Source organism: Pseudomonas sp. P7548 (assembly GCF_013386585.1).
Classification (GTDB): Bacteria; Pseudomonadota; Gammaproteobacteria; order Pseudomonadales; family Pseudomonadaceae; genus Aquipseudomonas.
In genome coordinates this window covers 90513-109223 of sequence record NZ_JACARO010000013.1, presented here as the reverse complement: position 1 = coordinate 109223, position 18711 = coordinate 90513, and the positions used below count along the sequence as shown (strand labels likewise).

The 18711-nt window shown below is 62.5% G+C and carries 20 protein-coding genes, 1 pseudogene and 2 riboswitches; of the genes and pseudogenes, 8 read left to right on the top strand and 13 right to left on the bottom strand.

All coding sequences use genetic code 11. The features are described 5' to 3' along the window. Window positions 1-21 precede the first annotated feature (21 nt). Both HX803_RS06715 and HX803_RS06710 read right to left on the bottom strand, forming a co-directional pair. On the bottom strand, window positions 22-1575 hold the full coding sequence (locus HX803_RS06715; RefSeq protein WP_178919724.1) for a DUF726 domain-containing protein: 1554 nt from the start codon (window positions 1573-1575) through the stop codon (window positions 22-24). 87 nt (window positions 1576-1662) lie between these two features. After that, window positions 1663-2445, bottom strand: coding sequence for a helix-turn-helix domain-containing protein (locus tag HX803_RS06710; protein ID WP_178919723.1), 783 nt, complete (start codon window positions 2443-2445; stop codon window positions 1663-1665). 103 nt (window positions 2446-2548) lie between these two features. Between HX803_RS06710 and HX803_RS06705 the strand changes: the two genes are divergently transcribed. Then, entirely contained in the window at window positions 2549-3436 is an 888-nt protein-coding gene (locus HX803_RS06705) for an EamA family transporter (protein WP_178919722.1), read from the top strand. Between the two features lie 85 nt (window positions 3437-3521). After that, window positions 3522-3923 carry a RidA family protein gene (locus HX803_RS06700; protein ID WP_178919721.1) on the top strand — a complete coding sequence of 134 codons (402 nt, stop codon included), beginning with the start codon at window positions 3522-3524 and terminating at the stop codon, window positions 3921-3923. Here the strand turns inward: HX803_RS06700 and HX803_RS06695 are convergent. From HX803_RS06695 to HX803_RS06685, 3 genes are all read right to left on the bottom strand, one after another. Next, window positions 3913-4809 (bottom strand): LysR family transcriptional regulator, encoded by an 897-nt coding sequence (locus tag HX803_RS06695; protein ID WP_372339897.1) that lies wholly within the window; start codon window positions 4807-4809, stop codon window positions 3913-3915. The genes HX803_RS06700 and HX803_RS06695 overlap by 11 nt on opposite strands. A 122-nt stretch (window positions 4810-4931) precedes the next feature. After that, window positions 4932-5237: an XRE family transcriptional regulator gene (locus HX803_RS06690; RefSeq protein WP_178919720.1), complete on the bottom strand. Its 306-nt coding sequence runs from the start codon at window positions 5235-5237 to the stop codon at window positions 4932-4934. After that, complete coding sequence (locus tag HX803_RS06685; protein WP_178919719.1) at window positions 5230-5595, bottom strand: type II toxin-antitoxin system RelE/ParE family toxin; 366 nt, start codon at window positions 5593-5595, stop codon at window positions 5230-5232. The genes HX803_RS06690 and HX803_RS06685 overlap by 8 nt, the downstream gene beginning before the upstream one ends. A 451-nt stretch (window positions 5596-6046) precedes the next feature. On the opposite strand from HX803_RS06685, the gene HX803_RS06680 reads away from it, so the two are divergent. Further along, window positions 6047-7855, top strand: coding sequence for a monovalent cation:proton antiporter-2 (CPA2) family protein (locus tag HX803_RS06680; RefSeq protein WP_178919718.1), 1809 nt, complete (start codon window positions 6047-6049; stop codon window positions 7853-7855). Between the two features lie 72 nt (window positions 7856-7927). Then, complete coding sequence (locus tag HX803_RS06675; protein WP_178919717.1) at window positions 7928-8497, top strand: hypothetical protein; 570 nt, start codon at window positions 7928-7930, stop codon at window positions 8495-8497. A 129-nt stretch (window positions 8498-8626) separates the two neighbouring features. On the opposite strand, the gene HX803_RS06670 is transcribed toward HX803_RS06675, so the two are convergent. The 3 genes from HX803_RS06670 to HX803_RS06660 are packed head-to-tail and all read right to left on the bottom strand — an operon-like array spanning window position 8627 to window position 10713. Next, on the bottom strand, window positions 8627-9346 hold the full coding sequence (locus HX803_RS06670; RefSeq protein ID WP_178919716.1) for an alpha/beta hydrolase: 720 nt from the start codon (window positions 9344-9346) through the stop codon (window positions 8627-8629). 11 nt (window positions 9347-9357) lie between these two features. Continuing rightward, window positions 9358-10113 (bottom strand): precorrin-6A synthase (deacetylating), encoded by a 756-nt coding sequence (gene cobF / locus HX803_RS06665; RefSeq protein ID WP_178919715.1) that lies wholly within the window; start codon window positions 10111-10113, stop codon window positions 9358-9360. A gap of 45 nt (window positions 10114-10158) precedes the next feature. Next, entirely contained in the window at window positions 10159-10713 is a 555-nt protein-coding gene (locus HX803_RS06660; RefSeq protein ID WP_178919714.1) for a histidine phosphatase family protein, read from the bottom strand. A gap of 36 nt (window positions 10714-10749) precedes the next feature. Then, a riboswitch (cobalamin riboswitch) is annotated at window positions 10750-10881 on the top strand. A 31-nt stretch (window positions 10882-10912) separates the two neighbouring features. On the opposite strand from HX803_RS06660, the gene HX803_RS06655 reads away from it, so the two are divergent. Together HX803_RS06655 and HX803_RS06650 are read left to right on the top strand one after the other, a co-directional pair. Further along, window positions 10913-11125 carry a CbtB-domain containing protein gene (locus HX803_RS06655; protein WP_065905961.1) on the top strand — a complete coding sequence of 71 codons (213 nt, stop codon included), beginning with the start codon at window positions 10913-10915 and terminating at the stop codon, window positions 11123-11125. 19 nt (window positions 11126-11144) lie between these two features. Continuing rightward, complete coding sequence (locus HX803_RS06650) at window positions 11145-11873, top strand: CbtA family protein (RefSeq protein ID WP_178919713.1); 729 nt, start codon at window positions 11145-11147, stop codon at window positions 11871-11873. A 1-nt stretch (window position 11874) separates the two neighbouring features. On the opposite strand, the gene HX803_RS06645 is transcribed toward HX803_RS06650, so the two are convergent. Continuing rightward, window positions 11875-12414, bottom strand: a complete 540-nt coding sequence (locus tag HX803_RS06645) for a DUF4865 family protein (RefSeq protein WP_178919712.1) — start codon at window positions 12412-12414, stop codon at window positions 11875-11877. 93 nt (window positions 12415-12507) lie between these two features. On the opposite strand from HX803_RS06645, the gene HX803_RS06640 reads away from it, so the two are divergent. Then, window positions 12508-13374: a LysR family transcriptional regulator gene (locus tag HX803_RS06640; protein ID WP_178919711.1), complete on the top strand. Its 867-nt coding sequence runs from the start codon at window positions 12508-12510 to the stop codon at window positions 13372-13374. Between the two features lie 83 nt (window positions 13375-13457). On the opposite strand, the pseudogene HX803_RS06635 reads toward HX803_RS06640, so the two are convergent. From HX803_RS06635 to HX803_RS06620, 4 genes and pseudogenes are all read right to left on the bottom strand, one after another. Next, a pseudogene (locus HX803_RS06635) lies at window positions 13458-13574 on the bottom strand (iron dicitrate transport regulator FecR); the annotation flags it as partial. Window positions 13575-13686: 112 nt separating this feature from the next. Beyond that, window positions 13687-15015, bottom strand: a complete 1329-nt coding sequence (locus HX803_RS06630) for an MFS transporter (protein WP_178919710.1) — start codon at window positions 15013-15015, stop codon at window positions 13687-13689. A gap of 42 nt (window positions 15016-15057) precedes the next feature. Next, complete coding sequence (locus tag HX803_RS06625; protein WP_178919709.1) at window positions 15058-16590, bottom strand: class I adenylate-forming enzyme family protein; 1533 nt, start codon at window positions 16588-16590, stop codon at window positions 15058-15060. 3 nt (window positions 16591-16593) lie between these two features. After that, window positions 16594-17772, bottom strand: a complete 1179-nt coding sequence (locus tag HX803_RS06620) for an acetyl-CoA acetyltransferase (protein ID WP_178919708.1) — start codon at window positions 17770-17772, stop codon at window positions 16594-16596. Window positions 17773-17902: 130 nt separating this feature from the next. Between HX803_RS06620 and HX803_RS06615 the strand changes: the two genes are divergently transcribed. Next, on the top strand, window positions 17903-18475 hold the full coding sequence (locus HX803_RS06615) for a LuxR C-terminal-related transcriptional regulator (RefSeq protein ID WP_178919707.1): 573 nt from the start codon (window positions 17903-17905) through the stop codon (window positions 18473-18475). A 66-nt stretch (window positions 18476-18541) separates the two neighbouring features. Further along, window positions 18542-18711, top strand: a riboswitch (yybP-ykoY riboswitch).

Sequence of the window (18711 nt, the reverse complement as noted above, 5' to 3'; positions counted from 1 at the left end):
ACAAGACAGGGAAACAGCTTATCAGTCGGACGCGACCGTGCGCATCACCGTGTCCCGGGGCAGGTCAAACGCCTCCACCACTTGCACCACCAGGTCCATCTCCTGGTTCAACGCCTCGCGCTCCATGCGTTGGCGAATAACACCCACCACCAGCACCGCCAGGGTGGTGATCGAGTAAGCCGGGCCGGAAAACGCCCGCACACCACTCACCAGCAACATCGCCGCCGCCAGGGCCTGGCCCACCACCGGAATGGCCGTAGCCGCCCCGCGCCGCAGCATGAACCCGGTGAGTCCCGCCAGGGCCGTGCCGCTCAAGGCAGTTGTCGCCGAACGGCCCACGTCGAAACGATTGAACACACCCTGCTCTTTCTGCGCCGCCGCCTTCAGTTCGGCGTCGAAGGCCTGGCGGTCGGCGCGGTTGAGTTTGTCCTTGTATTGCTCGATGAGTGTTTCCGCAACCTGTGCCTCGATGTCTGCGAGCGCGACGCTGTCGAGCGGCTCATCGAACTTGATGCCCAGCCGCTGCGCCACATCTTCGGCGATCTGCCGATAACTCACGCCATGGCCACGGGCCAGGTTCATGAACGTGTCGCCGCCCATGCGCTGCAACTCGATCGCCAGCTTCAACGGTTCGCGCACGCTGGCATCAATCGACGCGCTGCGCTTTTGCGCCATCAGCTCGGCGAGAAACTTCAGTTCTTCAGGGCGGGCCTGCACCAGCGCCGGGAACAACTCCACGTCCTCCTCGGCAAACCGCACTTCGACACTGCGTTGATCAGAGCGAATCAGGCCTCGACGTTCCTGCAGCAGGTCGGTGTATTGCACCACCGTCTTCAACTGCGGCCAGTACGCGGCATGGTCGAAGGTGGCCAGGTGCACATTGGTCACCTTGGCCTTGAGCGCCGGGGTCAGCGGGATCGCATAACGGCCGATGCAGCGCTCGGTGTCCGGTTTCATCGCCAGCGCCCAGTCCTTGCTGGAATGGCAGTTGATCACGCGCCCCTTGAGCGGCGCAGACACCTCGTCCCAAGGGCTCGACGTACAAATCGCACCGCCCATCAACAGCAGATTGTTCAACGGCAGCTCACGGGCGATATCCGGACGAGCCAGCACACTCTTGACCAGGATGCGCGCGCCCAGGGAGTGCCCGATCAGGTTGATGCGCCGCACTGGCAATGCTTCGGCGTGCAGGTAACCCGCCAGCTCGGGCAACAGGGTCTTGGCCACTTCATCGACACGGGCTTCGACACTTTTGTAGTGGTCGAGAAAATACGCGATGGCCTTGCCCACGCCCACGGTGGCCGCGCCCAGGCCTCCGCCGCCGAGTATCGAACCTATCACCTCCTTGAACGGGGCAAACAGGTTCTCCAGGAAATGCCCCGCCGGCCAGAACAGCATCAGGTTGGTCGAGCCTTCGATGCTCGCCAATTGGTCCTTGAAGCTGCCCAATTGCTGGCGGTTAAAGAACGCCGAGTAACCGTGAACGTAGAGATTGAGCACATCCCCCTGGGGCTCGCCGCACAATACAAAGGTGGGCTTGCGGGTGCGGTGCATTTCATCCCACTGGTGTTGCATGGGCCGGTGACTCCTGGTGACGATGGAGGGCGATACTACCAAAGCGCGGCCGCAAAAGAGGTGAATCCTGACCGACGTGTTGAAGATTCAGAACAACGCGGCCGCCTTCGACTTAGCCAGGTAGCGCGCCGGCGACTCGCCCAGGTTGCGCCGGAACACCGAGGTAAAGGCGCTGGAACTGCTGAACCCCAACTCCAACGCCACCGCCGTGATGGAAGCGCCATGGCTCAGGCGTGCCGTGGCCTCCAACAGGCAGACCTGTTGGCGCCAGGCCACGAAAGTCATGCCGGTGCTTTCGAGAAAATGACGGGTGAAGGTCCGCCGGCTCATATTCGACCAGGTGGCCATTTCATCCAGTGAGATGGTTTGCGTGGGTGCCTCCAGAAAGCGCTGGCAGGCCTGGGCCAGGCGTGGTTCGCCGGGCAGCGGCGCACTCAGGGGCAGCTCGGGCATGGCGCCCATTTCGTCGATCAACAGCGTCAGCACACAGCGCTGTCGCTCACTGGCAGGCGCCGAGGGCTCGAATGCCAGCGCCGCTTCCAGCAGATGGCGCAGCAGTGGCGATACCTCGAAGACCTGGCAACGCGCCTGCAAACCGGCGCGCTCGGTGGCCTGGTCGTCGAGGTAAGTGTTGAGCATCACCACCTCACCACGCATGTGCATCTCATGAGGCACGCCGGCGGGCACCCAGATCGCCCGCTGCGGCGGGACCACCCAGTTGCCGAGGTCGGTGAACATCTTCAGTGCGCCGGTGGAGGCATACGCAAACTGGCCACGCGGGTGGGTGTGCCGTGGGAAGACGGTACCGCACGGGTATTCACGCAGGGTGACCAGCGCTTCGGGAACATGGGCATCAAAGGTCGGAATCATGGCCCGATAATGTCAAAGCATGGCCCGACATAGCAAGCGGGCCATTCGGCAGCGCCCTAACCTGTGGGCAATCGAACAGCCCTGCCTGCCCCAAGGATTTCCCATGCACAAGAAACACCTCGCTCTGGCCGTACTCGTCACGCTGATCTGGGGCTTGAACTTTCCCATCACAACACTGGGCCTGCGCTCGATCGACCCCTTTGTGCTCACGGGCATCCGCTTTGCCCTCGCCGCCTTGCCCCTGGTGTTCTTCATCAAGCGCCCCCGCGTCAACTTCGGCTATGTCGCCGCCTACGGCGTGATCTTCGGCCTGGGCATGTGGGGCGTGATCAATTACGGCATCCAGGTCGGCGTCAGCCCGGGCATTGCTTCGCTGATCATTCAACTCAGCGTGTTTTTCACCTTGGGCTGGGGCTGCGTGTTGTTCAACGAAAAAATTCGCGCCACCCAGTGGGTGGGCGCCCTGCTCGCGCTGATTGGACTGGGCGGCATCATCGCCACACAGCAGGGTGAGCATGCGGTGCTGGGGGTCATGATGATCGTGTTCAGCGCCCTCGCCTGGAGCGTGGGCAACGTGATCATCAAGCAATCGGGGGTCAAGGAGATCTTCTCGTTCATGGTGTGGGCCAGCCTGTTTCCGCCGATCCCGCTGGGGCTCATGGCCTGGTGGCTGCACGGCAGCGCGTCGTTCGCCCAGGTGCAGGCCAGCCTTGACCTGACCGCCGTGCTGTCGATCCTGTTCCAGGTGTACCTGGCCACGCACGTGGCCTACTGGGGCTGGAATTCGCTGCTCAAGGCCTACCCGGTGTCCACCGTAGCGCCGCTGTCGCTGCTGATTCCCGTGTTCGGCATCGCCAGTTCCGTGTTGATCCTCGGCGAACAGGTCAGCACCGTCGAGTGGGTCGCCATCGCTATCATCATCACCGGCCTGGGCGTCGGCCTTTACCGCAAGCCGGCTCCGCGCGTGGCGCCCGATTGTGCACACCGATAGACAGTCATGGCAGGAAACCGGGATTTTTCCGCTGCTGCGTGTTCACTAGGATTCACCGGGTCTTCCATTGACTCGAGGTCACCCCATGAGCACGCCCGAATTCTTTGTCACCCCAGGTTATGGCGATTACATGCGCGAGCACCTGCACTATTCCCAGGCGGTGAAAGTCGGCAATCGCATTGAAACCTCAGGCCAGGGAGGCTGGGACGATGAGTTCCAGATCCCCACCGACCTGGCCGAAGAAATCGCCCAGGCCTTCCACAACCTGGAGCGAACCCTCGCCAGCGCAGGCGCCGGTTGGGAGCATGTGATTCACGTCAACTCCTACCACGTCGGCGGCTTCCCGCCCGAAGTCAACGAGGCAATGGTCAAACAGTACCGCCGCTACATGCCAAACCATGCGCCCATCTGGACCCAGGTCGGCGTCGACACCTTGGGGCTGCCGACCATGCGCGTGGAGATCCGGGTGACGGCCATCATTCCTTGACGCCGAAGGTGCGGATCACCCACTCGGTAAACACCTTGAGCCGCGCGCTCTGGTGACGATTGGGCGGGTAAAGGATGTGCAGCGGCGTGGCCGGGCGTGACCAGTCCGGCAACACGCTGATCAGTTGGCCCGCATCGATGTAGTACTGCACGATCGATGTGAAATGTTGCCCGACGCCCAGCCCGGCAAGCAGCATTTCCTTGAGCCCGTTGCCTTCGTTGGTCGAGAACGCGCAATCGCCCACTTCAATGCGCTGCTCACCCTTCTCGAAGATCAGGGGTTCAGGCTTGCCGGAACCTGCAAAAAAATACCCTGCCCGCAGGTGGTTCTGCTCCAGGTCCTGGGGCGAAATCGGCAGGCCACGGCGCTGCAGATAGCTGGGCGCGGCGCAGGTCAGGTATTCCAGGTCGGCCACCTTGCGCCCGATCATCCCCATGTCCTCCAGCTTGCCGGCCCGGATCACACAGTCGGCCCCCTCCCCGACGATGTTCACCGCTCGGTCACTGATCCCCAGGGCAACCGTGATATCGGGGTACTCGCGATGAAAATCCACCAGCGCCGGAATCAACAGGCAATTGGCAAACGACGCCGGCGCATCCACCCGCAGATGCCCACGGGGCGTGAGGACCTGTCCACGGGCCAGGCTGTCCACCTCATCCAGCTCGGCCACCAGCCGCCGTGCATGCCCGTAGTACTCCAGCCCTTCGGCGGTGGGTGCCAAGGTGCGGGTGGTGCGGTGCATCAGCTTGATGCCCAGGTGTTGTTCCAGGTCGGTGATCAGCTTGCTGACCGTGGAACGTGGCAGCGCCAACTGGTCGGACGCCCGGCTGAAAGAGCTGGTGTCGACGACACGGACGAAGGCACGCATGGCGAGAAGTTGGTTCACGGGGCGATTCCGCGGGTGGGGAGTGACGGCTATTGTCCACCAAGCTGCACAATACCGACAGAACGCCAGGCAACAAAAAGCCCGGCACTCAGGCCGGGCTCCTGCCCATCACGGTTGCGCCTCTAGCAGGCGAAGTTGTCGATCCTGACCTGGCCATCCGGAAACGTTGCGATAATTTCCAGCTCCCCTCCCATCGCGCGGATGTAATCACGCAAGGTGCTGATGTACATGTCAGTGCGACGCTCCATCTTGGAGACTGCCGCCTGGTTGATGTTCAGCGCTTTGGCCAGGCTCTCCTGGCTCAACTGCTGCGCCTTGCGCAGTTCATGCAACGGCATTTCCTTCAGGTGCTGACGCAGTATTTGCTCGGCATCGGCGCGCGCCTCAGGCGTCATGCACGCTTGAAGGTCAGCGAATTTTTTAGCCATGGTTACGGCCCTCTTTACGCAATGTTTCCAAATGCACGTCATACAGCTTTTCTGCCATGGGAACGTGCACGTCGTACCAACGGTGCTGTGCAGTTTTATCGCCGCCAATCAACAGAACGGCACACCGCCTGGAATCGAATGCATACAACACCCGAAAAGGCCGACCTGCATGCTGTACGCGCAACTCGCGCAAGTTGCCATGTCGAGTGCCCTTGATATCGCTGCTATGGGGAAAACGCAGGCCCGGCCCAAAAAGCCCAAGCAGGTCAACGCTGGCAGATACCGACGATTGCTCCCGTGCATCAAGACCGCCCCACCAGTCTCCGAATTCATCCGTGTATTCAATGTCCCAGACCATGCAAATATGCCACCCAAGGAATATAAACTCAAGGGCATAACTTTAGGATCACGGCGGCCTCTGTCGCCACCCAGGTTCCTAGGCAAATTGTTTGTACATTCTTCAGCACGCACCTGCTTCCGCAATCCCGGTGCTCGTAGGGTTCATTGAATAGGATTCAAAAAATTCCAAAAAAAAACCGCCCTTCCGGGCGGCTTAAGGAACTCGGCTTTGATCAGAAACCGAGGTAGAAATTGACAGTGACAACAACAGATCCTGTGTGCCAAAACGGTAGTCGACCCTCGAAAACGTCATTGTATTAAATGGTATTAATACTTTCGTAAATGCCCAGCAGAAATGGGATTCCACCCCACACCCATCGCTGCACGCGGCAAAAATACAATTTTTCGAAATGTAAAAAGCGCTCTAATAGCCCCTGTTTTGATCCGCTTCAACGATCCTGGAGTTCGCAATGCCCCATGAAGGCAACCTGTTACAAGCAGCCGTGGTGTTCCTGCTCGCCGCCGTGCTGACCGTGCCCCTGGCCAAACGCCTGCAGCTGGGCGCGGTGCTGGGCTATCTGTTCGCCGGTGTGATCATCGGCCCGTCGGTGCTGGGCCTGGTGGGCAACCCGCAAAGTGTCGCGCAGTTCTCCGAGCTGGGCGTGGTGTTGCTGCTGTTCATCATCGGCCTGGAGCTGTCGCCCAAGCGGTTATGGGTGATGCGCAAGGCGGTGTTTGGCGTCGGCCTGGCCCAGGTGCTGCTCACCGGCCTGGTGATGGGCGTGGTGGCGCTGTGGCTGTTTGGCCAATCGTGGAACAGTGCCATCGTGCTCGGCCTGGGCCTGGCACTGTCGTCCACCGCGTTTGGCCTGCAAAGCCTGGCCGAGCGCAAGGAGCTCAACCAGCCCCACGGCCGCCTGGCCTTCGCGATCCTGCTGTTCCAGGACATCGCCGCTATCCCCTTGATCGCCATGGTGCCGCTGCTGGCCGGCAGTGATCACCCCACCACAGAGGCCCAAGGCTTGCAGCATGTGCTGCAAATTCTCGGCAGCATCGCGGTGGTGATCATCGGCGGGCGCTATCTGTTGCGGCCGGTGTTTCGCATCGTGGCCAAGACCGGCCTGCGTGAAGTGTCCACCGCCACCGCGCTGCTGGTGGTGATCGGCACCGCCTGGCTGATGGAACTGGTGGGTGTGTCCATGGCCCTGGGCGCATTCCTCGCCGGCCTGCTGCTGGCAGACTCTGAATACCGCCACGAGCTGGAATCCCAGATCGAACCGTTCAAGGGCCTGCTGCTGGGGCTTTTCTTCATCAGCGTGGGCATGGGCGCCAACCTCAGCCTGCTGCTCAGTGCGCCGCTGGTGGTGATCGGCCTGACCCTGCTGCTGATCGGCCTGAAGCTGCCCCTGCTGTACGCCGTGGGCCGGCTGGTGGGCGACCTCAACCGCGAAAGCGCGCTGCGCCTGGGCGTAGTGCTGGCGGCGGGCGGTGAGTTTGCCTTCGTGGTGTTCAAGATCGGCCGCGACCAGGGCCTGTTCGACCCTCACCTGTACGACGTGCTGGTGCTGACCATCACCCTGTCCATGGCGGTGACGCCCCTGCTGTTGCTGGTGTGCCCCAAGCTGTTCAAGCCCAAGGCCAAGCCGGTGGAAGTGCCCGAGGAATACCGCACCATCGAAAGCGATGCGCCCCGCGTGGTGATCGCCGGCATGGGTCGCATGGGCCAGATCGTCGCGCGAATTCTGCGTGCGCAAAACATCTCGTTCATCGCCCTGGACACCTCGGTGGAAACCATCGAGCTGACCCGCAGTTTCGGCGGCATGCCGGTGTTCTATGGCGACCCGCAACGCCCTGAGATCCTGCATGCGGCCAAGGTCGACCAGGCGGAATTCTTCGTGATCGCCATGGACGACCCGGAGATCAACATCAAGACGGCGGAGCTGGTGCGCAACCTCTACCCGCACATGAAGATCATCGCCCGCGCCCGCAACCGCCAGCACGTTCACCGCCTGGTGGACCTGGACGCATCACCGGTGCGCGAAACCTTCTACTCCAGCCTGGAAATGAGCCGCCGTACCCTGGTCGGCCTCGGCTTGACCCAGGCCCAGGCCGATGCACGCATCACCCGCTTCAAGAACCACGACCTGCAAGTGCTGGCCGCCCAGCACGCGGTATACGACGACGCGGCCAAGGTGATGCAAACCGCCCAGGAAGCCCGGGCAGAACTGGCACGGCTGTTTGAGATGGACCGGCTTGAGGAGGAGTCCGATAAGGTGTGAGGCGGCAGATGAACGATATTGCGAAATTTCTGACAGAATACGCCGCAATTTCGTTCATCTCTGGAGCGCTACATGGCCACCCTCACCAAGACCGCCGCCCTGCTGGCCCTCGCGCTCAGTGCAAGCGTTGCCTTCGCGGCCAGCAAACCCGCACCACAGAAAGCCGACACGCAAACCATCTCGACCTTGGGCGGCAAGTTCACCTTCAAGCTGCCCAAGGCGTATGTGGCCGACACGCTGCCCACCGGCAAGGCCGAAGACGGCACTGCTGACACCCAGGGCACGCTGTACGCCAACCAGACCACCAAAAGCGTGGTGATCGTCGCCGAAACCGCGCGTAAAGATGGGGTCACCATCCAGGACAACGACACCCAGTTCCTCGATGGCGCCGTGGCCGGGTTTATCAAGGACCAAAGTGCCGCCCTGCCCGACTTCAAGAAACAAGGCGAAAAGAAGCTGACCTTCAAGGGCCTGGGCCTGCGCCAGGTCGACAGCACCGCCACCCAGGGCGGCGGCAAGACGCTGAACTCCACGTTCCTCGGCGGTTCGGGGAATCACCTGCTGGTGATCCAGGCCATTTCCCGTGGGGATGATGTGAAGGGGCATGCGGAGTTGGTGAAGCAGATTACCGGCGGTAAATAACCCCGCTACGTACAACACAAATCGAATGTGGGAGCGGGCTTGCTCGCGAATGCGGTGTACCCGTCACAGATAGGTTGACTGATCCAGCGCATTCGCGAGCAAGCCCGCTCCCACATTTTTTGACCGCGTTTATTTCAGGCTTTTTTCCAGCCAGGCTTTCAAATCCTGCACTTCGGCTTCACTCACGGTATGCGGCATGCCCGGGTAACCGTGAAACTCCGGCTTCAACCCCAGCCCCGTCAACACTTCGTTCGCCCGCGTGGCCGACGCATAGGGCAGCGCCTGGTCCAACGTGCCGTGCCCGATGAAGATCGCCAGCGCTCCCAACGCGTCATTCGGTTTCAGCTCGGCCTTGAGCACTGGCAGCACACTGCCACTGAGCGCCGCGATCCCGCGTACCCGCTCCGGCTGACGCAAGCCCACCTCGTAGGACATGATCGCGCCCTGGCTGAAGCCCACCAGGAATACCCGATCGGGCCGGGTGTGGTACTTGGCCGTGGCCTTGGCAACAAAGTCTTCGATTAATTTTGCACTGCGCTGCAGGTCGGCCGTTTCGCCGTTGTACTCAGCTTCACCCTGGGTCTTGGTAAACCAGCGATAACCCTGGGGGTCTACTGGCATGGGTGCCCGTGCCGAAAGGTAAGTCCAAGTGGACGGCAGCGAATCCTTGATGCCAAACAGGTCTTCCTCATTGCTGCCAAACCCGTGCAGGAAAATCACCAACGGCTGGTTGCGTGCATCGGTCTGGGTCTGTTCCAGGTATGCCAACGGCAGGTCGGTGTGCAGCGAGTCGTCAGCATGAGCAGCGCCGGCCACCAGGGTCAGTGCCAGGGCAAACAGTTTGAGCATGGGACGTTACCTCAGGGTTTGCGCAACAAATAGGTGTCCATGATCCAGCCGTTGGCCAGGCGCGCGGCCTTGCGCACCCGTTGAATCTCTTCTGCCACATCAGCCACCTTGCCGCTGATCAGGATCTCGTCCGGCGTGCCCAGGTAGGCGCCCCAATAAATGTCCAGGTCCTGATCGGCCACGGTACGGTAGGAATCTTCGGCGTCGAGCATTACCACCAGGGTGTCGGCGTCGCTGGCCTGCCCTGCTGCCAAGCGGCGCCCGGTGGTGATCTCGACGGACTTGCCAATGCGGTTGAGCGGCACTTTGTGCTGCGCTGCCAGGGCCTGCACGCTGGTGATGCCGGGGATCACTTCGAATTCAAAGGTGCAACGGCCACTGGCCAGGATCGCCTGCAGGATCCGAATGGTGCTGTCGTACAGCGCCGGGTCGCCCCAAGCCAGGAATGCGCCCACTTCGCCGTCGGCCATTTCCTCATTGATCATGCGTTCGAAGGTCTGCTGCTTGTCGCGGTTCAGGTCCTGCACGGCGGTGGTGTAGTCGATATCACCGCGCACACGCTCGGGGCAGTCGGCCTCGACAAAGCGGTAGCCGGGCTCGGTGATGTAGGTCTCGCAGATCTCGCGGCGCAGGTCGATCAACTTGTCCTTGCTCTGGCCCTTGTCCATCAGGAAGAACACGTCGGTGCGGTTGAGCGCCTTCACGGCCTGCATCGTGATGTAGTCAGGGTTGCCGGCGCCAATGCCGATGATCAGGATGCGTTTCATGGGTTGCTCTCATTGCGGGGCGTGGATTTTGCCATGTTCGCGGGGTCAGGCGTGAGTTTCCAGGCGCAGGCGCCACACGCGGTTGAAACGCAGCTCGGTGCATGACAGCGGCTCGACGTCGACCCGGCAGAACATCGACAGCGGCAACTGCAGCACGTGCAACAACGCGGCACGGATCACAAAGGGATGGGTAACGGCCACGACATGCCCCGGTTGGCTTTCCAGGGATGTCATCCACTGTCCAACCCGCAGGCAGATCTGGTCCACCGACTCGCCACCGTGGGGCGCGCTGGCGCTGTCGGTGAGCCAGGCACTCATGGCTTCATCGTCCAGTTGGTCGATGGCCTGGCCTTTCCAGTGGCCAAAATCGCCGTCGCGCAAGGCGACTTCTACCTGTGCGTTGTCACCGAACAAGCCAGCGGTCTGCCGGGCCCTGGCTTCCGGCCCGCAGATCAGGCGGTGTTTTTTCGGGTAGCGACCGGCCTGGGATAGCGCCTCACGCTGCCAGTCCAGCACGACAGATTCGTCATCGGGAAACCGCCCCTGCTTCTGCGCCCGCGTGGCGGCATGGCAGATCAGGCTTAAACGGGTGGTCTGCATCACAAATTCACTCTGTTTCGGCGCGCAGTCAGCGTAGACTGGCAAAGTTGTTTCAACATGTTACAACGAACATGAAACAGGAAGCCGGTTCGAAGCCGGCGCGGTCGCGCCACTGTATTCGGCCCCACAGCCGTAAGCCAGACCCTGTTTCAGCTCTCTATGCTTTCCATTTCGGGACGCGTCATCCCTGGAGGTTTTCATGGCTAATACCGCTGCAACCCACCCTGATGTCTATGTGCCAACGATTCCCCTGGGCGAAATCCTCCCCTGGGCGATCTTCGGCGGCCTGCTGTTGATGCTGGCGATCTACTTCGTCGGCGCCGAGCAAGGTGCCACGGCGGTTTTCAAAGGCATGTACGTGCACGAATTCGTCCACGACGGTCGCCATCTGCTGGGCTTTCCCTGCCATTAATCAACAAGAGAGACAGGACATGACAGGGCAATTACTCGTTCGCGGGATGCTGGTGGGCCTGCTCGCCGGCGTATTGGCATTCGGCTTCGCCAAGACCTTTGGTGAGCCACAGATCGACAAGGCCATCGCCTTTGAAGACCAGATGGCACAGATGCACGGCGATGCGCCGGAAGAAGAACTGGTGAGCCGCGACGTGCAAAGCACCTTCGGCCTGTTCACCGGTGTGGTGGTGTATAGCGTTTCCCTGGGTGGGATTTTCTCCCTGGTGTTTGCCTACGCCCTGGGCCGCATCGGCAAGGTCGGCCCCCGTGGCCTGGCGGCACTGCTGGCATTGGCGGCGTTTGTCACCCTCATCCTGGTGCCCGGCCTGAAATACCCGGCCAACCCGCCATCCGTGGGTGACCCGGAGACCATCGCCCAGCGCACCCAGCTGTTCTTCCTGATGCTGCTGGTGTCGGTAGCGGCCGCGGTGATCGCGATCAACGCCGCACGCAAGCTGATTGCCCGCCGTGGCGTGTGGGCCGGCGCAATCCTGGGCGTTGCGCTGTACATCGTGATCGTGTCGATGGCCGGCAGCCTGTTCCCGGTGATCAATGAAGTGCCGGAGCAATTCTCGGCCGTGCTGCTGTGGAAATTCCGCGTCGCGTCCCTGGGCATCCAGCTGGTGCTGTGGACCACCCTGGGCCTGGTGTTCGGTGCGGTGGCCGAGCGCTTCTTGAGCCAGCCACGCGCACGCTTGAACTCCTGAGCTAGATTCCGGGATGGGCCAGGTAGAACACCTGATAGCCCGTCCCGGGATGCGTCACATCCAGTGCCTTGGCCGACAAGGTGATGCGCACCAAACGCCAGGCTTGCACATCCAGCGCCAGGAACACCGCGAAGGTGTCACGGCTGTCCGCCACTTGCAGGTTGCGCACTTTCTCTTCAGCCAGTATCGCGGCCCGATCCGCCCCCGGCGCCAGTGGCCACTCTTCCCGATACAAACTCAACGCCGCCTGCGCCGGCCCACGTTGCACATCCAGCGGCAGCCAGCTTTCGATATGCGGGCGGCCGAAACTGTCGAGCACTTTCTGGAAGCGTGACCCCAGCAGAAAGTCGGCGGCCTGCAACGGGTCTGACCACAGGTACACCGACGCATACACGTTGCCGCCCTGCTCCTGAGCGATAAACGCCTTGAACAGCAGCCCCTCGGCGTTATCCCACAATGGCCCCAACTGCGCGGCACGCCGGCGAATCACGCCCATGTCGTAGTCGGCGGGCAAACGGTGCGAATACTGTTTGGCGAACATACAAAAACTCCTGTGCAAGATGAGGTTCCAGCTTGCGCAGCGGCGATGATTTCAACAAGATATGAGCCGATATATGTGCGATAAGGAACCGATATGGCTGACGCACCCAAACCCCTGGATATCGACACCGTGCACGCGTTCGTGCTGGTGGCCGACTTCACCAGTTTCACCCGCGCCGCCGAGGCGCTGGACACCTCCCAGGCCGCCATCAGCCTCAAGCTCAAGCGCCTGGAGGAACGCCTCGGTTATCGCCTGCTGGAACGCACGCCCCGGCATGTGCGGCTGTCGCCCCAGGGCGAGCAATTCATCGTCGCCGCCCGCGCCCTGCTCAACGCCCACGAGCGCGCCTTGGGCGACATGGCCGCCCAAGTGCAACGACGTCTGGTGATCGGCATCAGCGACCACGTGGCCGGGCCCGACCTGCCGCTGTGGCTCAGCCGCCTGGCGGCCTACGACCCGTTGGTGATCCTCGAAGTGCGCATCGCCTCGTCCCGCGACTTGGTGGCCGCGTTCGACCGCAACGAACTCGACGCCGTGATCGTGCGCAACGAAGGCGACCGCCAAGACGGCGAAGTCCTGGCCGTGGAACGCTTCGGCTGGTTCGCCGCCCCCACTTGGCAACACCCGCCAGGCACGCCACTGCGCATGGCGACCATGGCCGCACCGTGCGGGGTTCGCCACCTGGCCACCCGCGCCCTGGACGAAGCCCACATCGACTGGACCGAGGTCTTCGTCGGCGGCGGCGTAATGGCCGTGGGCGCCGCCGTGAGCGCCGGCCTCGGCGTCGCCGCCCTCGCCCATCGCGTAGCTCCACCCGGCGCGGTGGACGTGAGTGCGCAATTTGGACTGCCCGCATTGCCCGTCAGTGAAGTGGTGCTCTTCAGCCGGATCAGCGATGCACGTTCGCGGGAAACCTTGCGCGCGCTGAGTGCAACCTTTCGGGGGGTTCTACAACGCTGAAACCGCCACCCGGTTTTACCTGCCCGCGGAGGCATCAACCAGGTCTGCCTGATTCACCGAGGTGCCTGCATCGCAGGCAAGCCACTCTGGGCGCACCAGGTGCGCAACGCCTTGGCGACGACCACGTTGGCGCGGCCGGAGGTCAGCAACAGCCGCCAGTCGCGGGCTTCATCATGCAGGGACCACGAGGCCCAGCACATTCCGGTAGAGAAGCGGCCGCCGAACCAGGTGGGGTTATCCACACCGGCGGCGACCAGCATTCGCATGGGCAATACGTTCGGGACGTCGGTCAAGCCGCAACGTCCCTGAGCATCAGGCCGCGCTGGCCAGGGCCCCTGGCGCCTGCGTCACCGCCGGGTGGCTGCTGGCGACGAAGTCTTCCTTGCGCAACACCACCAGGGCAATCAACGACACTACACCGGTGGCCACGTAGAAGTACCACGGCGAGGTGATGTCGCCCGTCACCTTGATCAGCCAGGTGGAGATCAGCGGCGCGCTGCCGCCGAACACCGCCACCGGCACGTTGTACGCCACGGCAATCCCGGTGGAACGAATACGGGTGGGCAGCAGCTCGCTCATCAGCGCATAGGTGGACGACGCATACAGCCCGAACAGGATCGCCACCGCCATCAACGGCGCAAAAAACGACGCCGGTGTGGCCGTGGGTGCCGACTTGAACAGCCAGAACATCGCCAGGGTGGCCAAGGTGCCGATCACCATCAGGAACGGCTTGCGCCCGTACTTGTCGGTGAACGCACCCCCGAACGGCATCACAAACGCCGCCGAGAAACTCGCCACGAATACGTAGAGCAAAGTGGTGCCGCTGTCGAACTTGAGGATCTTGGCCATGTAGGTCGAGGCGAACGTCAGCACCAGGTAGAAGATCGAGCTGTGCAGGGTGATGATAAAAAACACCAGGGCAATCGCCCGCTTCCACTGCCAGACCTCACGCAGCGGCGCGCGGGAGGTTTGCCCGGCGCGCTGCAGGGCGAGGAACTCGGGGCTGTCTTCAAGCTTGAGGCGGATGTACATGGAGATAAAGCCCAGCGGCGCGGCGATCAGGAACGGCACGCGCCACGCCCACTCCTGCATCACGTCGGCGCCCAGCACCCAGGTCATGCCGTTGGCGACGGCGCCGCCCAGCAACAGGCCCAGTACAGCAGTGACCATCAGCCAGCAGGTGGCAAAGCCGCGTCGACCGGGCCCGGCGTATTCGGAGATGAAACTGGTGACCGTGCCGATCTCGCCACCGGCCGAGAAGCCCTGCACGCAGCGCACCAGGATCAGCAGGATTGGCGCGGCGATGCCGAGGGTGGCGTAGGTGGGCAACAGGCCGAGCAACACCGTGGAACCGGTCATCATCACCAGCGCCATGATCAGGGTCTTGCGACGGCCGATCTTGTCGGCCAGCGGGCCGAAGAACAGCCCGCCCAGCGGCCGGATGAAGAAGCTCAGGGCAAACGCGGCGAAGCTTGCCAGCAGGCTGGTGGTGGGGTCATCGGAGACAAAAAACGCCTGGCCGATGTACACGGCGAGAAAGCCGTAGACGCCATAGTCGTACCACTCGATCAAGTGGCCGGAGGTGGCACCGAGAAACGCACGGCGCCGCTTGCGGACCGTGTCTTGCGCGTGAATGCCCATTGAAGGGACTCCTTGTCTGTTATCTATCCATGGAAAACGGGTTCAGCGAACGGCGGCGATACTCCCTGCTTTCAACAGCTGTCGCAAGTCGGTCTTGAGGATTTTGCCGTAGCTGTTCTTCGGCAGCTCATCGCGGAACAGGTATTTCTTGGGTTTCTTGAACGAGGCCATGCGCTCGAGAAACCAGGCAGTCAATTCAGCATCGTCCAGGGCCTGACCGCTGCGGGTCACCACAAACGCCACCACCGACTCGCCCCACTGCGCGTCCGGTTCGCCCACCACGCACACTTCAAACACCTCGGGGTGCTGGGCCAACACTTCCTCGACTTCACGGGGGTACACGTTGCTACCGCCGGTGATGATCACGTCCTTGGAACGGTCCGTGAGGGTCAGGTAGCCAGCCGGGTCGAGAAAACCGATATCGCCGGTCAACAGCCAGCCGTCTACCAAGGCTTGCTCGCAAGCGTGGGGGTTGCGCCAGTAGCCTTGCATTACCGTGGCACCGCGCACGGCAATTTCACCCCGCTCGCCAGTGGGCACCGGCTGGTGCTCGGCATTCAGAATGCGGATTTCCACACAGGATTGCGCGTGACCGACGGATGCGGCCAGGGTCGCCCAATCCGGCCGCTGGCGGTCGGCGATCAGTGCGCGCGGCAGCACGCTGATGGTCATCGGGCTTTCGCCCTGGCCGTAGATCTGTACAAAGCGTGGGCCGAAGGTGTCCAGGGCTTCGCGCAGGTCCGCCAGGTACATCGGGCCGCCGCCGTAGACGACGGTCTTGATGCCCTCGCCGGTATAACCCTGGCGCCGTGCCTGTTCGACCATGCGCTTGACCATGGTGGGCGCGGCGAACAACGAAACGTTGCCCAGTTCAGCCGCGAGCCCGAACAGCTCGGCGGCATCAAAGCCGCCCGAGGCCGGCACCACGTGCCGGGCACCGCAGCGCACGTGGATGAAGTTGTAGAGCCCCGCGCCATGGGACATCGGCGCGGCATATACCACCGCATCATCGCCACTCACCGGGTCGACATCGGTGGGGTAACACAGCGACATCGCCATGAGGTTGCCATGGGACAGCATCACGCCCTTGGAGCGCCCGGTGGTGCCCGAGGTGTAGAACAGCCAGGCGAGGTCTGAGTCCTGGCGTGGCACCGGGTGTTCCAAGGTGGGCCATGGGCGTGTCGGGGGCAGCACGTGGCCGTCCAGCTCCTTGCAGCCTGTAGGCAGGTCGCGTGAGGCAAACACCCTGCCGCCATCGGTGAAGATCAGGCGCGCTTCAGCGTTAGTCGCGATCCACGCGGCTTCGGTCGGGTGCAGCTTGGCGTTGATCGGCACCGCGACCGCGCCCATCCACCAGATGGCGTAGAGCAACTCCAGGTAGTCGCCGCTGTTTTTCATCAGCACCGCCACCGCATCGCCGGGCCCCAGCCCGTGCTGGTCCACCAGGCAGGCGGCGCGTTGGCGGGCGTGGGCGGCGAAGGTGGCGTAGTCGGCGGTTTGCCGCGTACCGTCGAACAGCGCAGGGCGTTGGGGGTCGCGGCGTTGGGTGTCATGCAGCCAGTTGGCAATGTTCATGGTTCAGCAACGCCGCGCATGGAGGACCGAGGCATAGTTGGCCACCGCCATCCCGCCCATGTTGAACACCAGGCCGAACTCGGGGTTGGGCACGGCCAGCCCGATGGGTTCGCCGGTGAGTTGGCGGAACGCCAGGGCATGCATCGATACCCCGGTGGCCCCCACCGGATGCCCCTTGGCCTTGAGGCCACCGGACAGGTTCACCGGCAAGCGCCCGCCGGCGCGCACTACGCCGCTGTCGAGCACGCGATGGCCCTCGCCTTTGGGCGCCAGGCCCATGGCTTCATAGATCAGCAATTCGGCGATGGTGAAGCAGTCATGCACCTCGGCAAAGCTCAGGTCGGCCAGGGTGATGTTCGCCCCGCGCAACGCTGCGTGGATCGCCCGCTGCGGGCCTTCAAACGCGAGAATGTCGCGCTGGGCGATGGGCAGGCAGTCGTTGACCTGGGTCATCGCGCAGATCTGCACGTCACGGCGAAAGGCACGGGCGCGCTTGGGCGAGGCCAGGATGATGGCGGCGGCGCCGTCACTGATCAGCGAGCAGTCAGTGAGGCGCAGGGAGTCGGCCACAAACGGGTTGCTCGGCGACACGTTGTTGCAATGCTCGAAATCCATCACCCGGTGCATCTGCGCCAGCGGGTTGGCCATGGCATTGGAGTGGTTCTTGGTGGCGATGGCCGCCATCGACGCCAGCGGGCAGTGATAGCGCTCCGCGTATTGTCGGGCCGCACGGCCAAACAGCTGCGGAAAACTCAGGCCGGCTTCTGCCGGGTCATTCTGGTAGCCGGCGCCGGCCAGGGCCTGAGTGACGGCCGCCGTGGAGGTGTGGGTCATCTTTTCGGCACCGACCACCAGCACCAACTCGGCGCTGCCGGACAGGATCGCGTTCACCCCGGCCTGGATCGCCGCCGAGCCGGATGCACAGGCGTTTTCGCAGCGCGTGGCCGGCTTGAAGCGCAGCCCCGGGTCGGCCTGCAGCAGCAGAGAAGAGGCAAAGCCGTCAGGCACCAGCCCCGCGTTGAAATGCCCGAGGAACACCGCATCGATCTGCGCGGCATCGATGGCCGCATCCACCAGGGCTTCACGGGTGACTTGCACGATCAGGTCTTCAAGGGTGGTGCCTTCCAGGCGACCAAAACGCGAATGACCGGCGGCAACAATGGAGACGCTTTGAGCAGTCATAATCAATTTCTTCTGTTTTTGGTGCGTACATTCCCTACAATGCCCCACCACTGGTCGCTCGCCAATTCGTGTAACTACTTACACGGATAAGTAGCCTCCAGGTGAGAAAAACAACGAGGCAGGATGCCTGATGACCGTGTTTACCCGGCAATTTCCCGACATCGAACGCCTGGCGTTCCAACGCTCCCCCGCACCGCAGCTGGTGACCAGCCACCGCGTGATGATCGACTGCAACGAAGCCTTCCTGCAGTTGTTCGGCTACCCGCGCGAGGCCCTGCTCAACCAGTTGACCCTGTTGATCTACCCGTCCCAGGCCGACTACCACGCCATCGGCAAGCGCAGCCACGACTGGCTGCTCGACAGCGACAACGGTTTCTACTCCGACGAGCGTTTCATGCAGCACAAAAACGGTGAAGTGTTCTGGGCCAAGTCCCATGGCTACACCCTCACGCCCGAGGACCCGTTCAAGCTGATGATCTGGCACTTCGAACGCCTGGACCGCGCCCACCAGGGCACCGGCGACCTCACGCCACGGGAGCGGGAAATCGCCCTGTTGATCGTCAACGGCTACAAGTCCAAGGAAATCGCCCTGCGCCTGGCGATCTCCCATCGTACGGTGGAAGTACACCGAGCGCGGTTGATGAAGAAGCTGCAGGCCAAGACGGTGGTGGAGCTGGTGTCGAAGATCATCCCGACCAACTGATAGAGCTGAACATCAAGCGCGGGTGAACGCCGTTGACGGTTTTTTCATGTTTGGCCCTCTATGATGCAGCCCTTCGTTGGGGAGTAACCGGCTTCTGACCCGTTCAGAAGCGTTCGTATCAACATATTCGGCAACCTGCCGTGGTACGAACACCGTTGTGGTTGGTGAGACCAGCGACATATCCATGCCAGAAGTCGGGCGTGTGGGTGTGTCGTTGACTCATGCAGCCCGACTGG

Bases quoted from the DNA above. Each gene is read 5' to 3' on its own strand.
- HX803_RS06715 (WP_178919724.1), bottom strand. From the start codon at position 1,575: ATGCAACACCAGTGGGATGAAATGCACCGCACCCGCAAGCCCACCTTT.
- HX803_RS06710 (WP_178919723.1), bottom strand. From the start codon at position 2,445: ATGATTCCGACCTTTGATGCCCATGTTCCCGAAGCGCTGGTCACCCTG.
- HX803_RS06705 (WP_178919722.1), top strand. From the start codon at position 2,549: ATGCACAAGAAACACCTCGCTCTGGCCGTACTCGTCACGCTGATCTGG.
- HX803_RS06700 (WP_178919721.1), top strand. From the start codon at position 3,522: ATGAGCACGCCCGAATTCTTTGTCACCCCAGGTTATGGCGATTACATG.
- HX803_RS06690 (WP_178919720.1), bottom strand. From the start codon at position 5,237: ATGGCTAAAAAATTCGCTGACCTTCAAGCGTGCATGACGCCTGAGGCG.
- HX803_RS06685 (WP_178919719.1), bottom strand. From the start codon at position 5,595: ATGGTCTGGGACATTGAATACACGGATGAATTCGGAGACTGGTGGGGC.
- HX803_RS06680 (WP_178919718.1), top strand. From the start codon at position 6,047: ATGCCCCATGAAGGCAACCTGTTACAAGCAGCCGTGGTGTTCCTGCTC.
- HX803_RS06675 (WP_178919717.1), top strand. From the start codon at position 7,928: ATGGCCACCCTCACCAAGACCGCCGCCCTGCTGGCCCTCGCGCTCAGT.
- HX803_RS06670 (WP_178919716.1), bottom strand. From the start codon at position 9,346: ATGCTCAAACTGTTTGCCCTGGCACTGACCCTGGTGGCCGGCGCTGCT.
- cobF (WP_178919715.1), bottom strand. From the start codon at position 10,113: ATGAAACGCATCCTGATCATCGGCATTGGCGCCGGCAACCCTGACTAC.
- HX803_RS06660 (WP_178919714.1), bottom strand. From the start codon at position 10,713: ATGCAGACCACCCGTTTAAGCCTGATCTGCCATGCCGCCACGCGGGCG.
- HX803_RS06655 (WP_065905961.1), top strand. From the start codon at position 10,913: ATGGCTAATACCGCTGCAACCCACCCTGATGTCTATGTGCCAACGATT.
- HX803_RS06650 (WP_178919713.1), top strand. From the start codon at position 11,145: ATGACAGGGCAATTACTCGTTCGCGGGATGCTGGTGGGCCTGCTCGCC.
- HX803_RS06645 (WP_178919712.1), bottom strand. From the start codon at position 12,414: ATGTTCGCCAAACAGTATTCGCACCGTTTGCCCGCCGACTACGACATG.
- HX803_RS06640 (WP_178919711.1), top strand. From the start codon at position 12,508: ATGGCTGACGCACCCAAACCCCTGGATATCGACACCGTGCACGCGTTC.
- HX803_RS06630 (WP_178919710.1), bottom strand. From the start codon at position 15,015: ATGGGCATTCACGCGCAAGACACGGTCCGCAAGCGGCGCCGTGCGTTT.
- HX803_RS06625 (WP_178919709.1), bottom strand. From the start codon at position 16,590: ATGAACATTGCCAACTGGCTGCATGACACCCAACGCCGCGACCCCCAA.
- HX803_RS06620 (WP_178919708.1), bottom strand. From the start codon at position 17,772: ATGACTGCTCAAAGCGTCTCCATTGTTGCCGCCGGTCATTCGCGTTTT.
- HX803_RS06615 (WP_178919707.1), top strand. From the start codon at position 17,903: ATGACCGTGTTTACCCGGCAATTTCCCGACATCGAACGCCTGGCGTTC.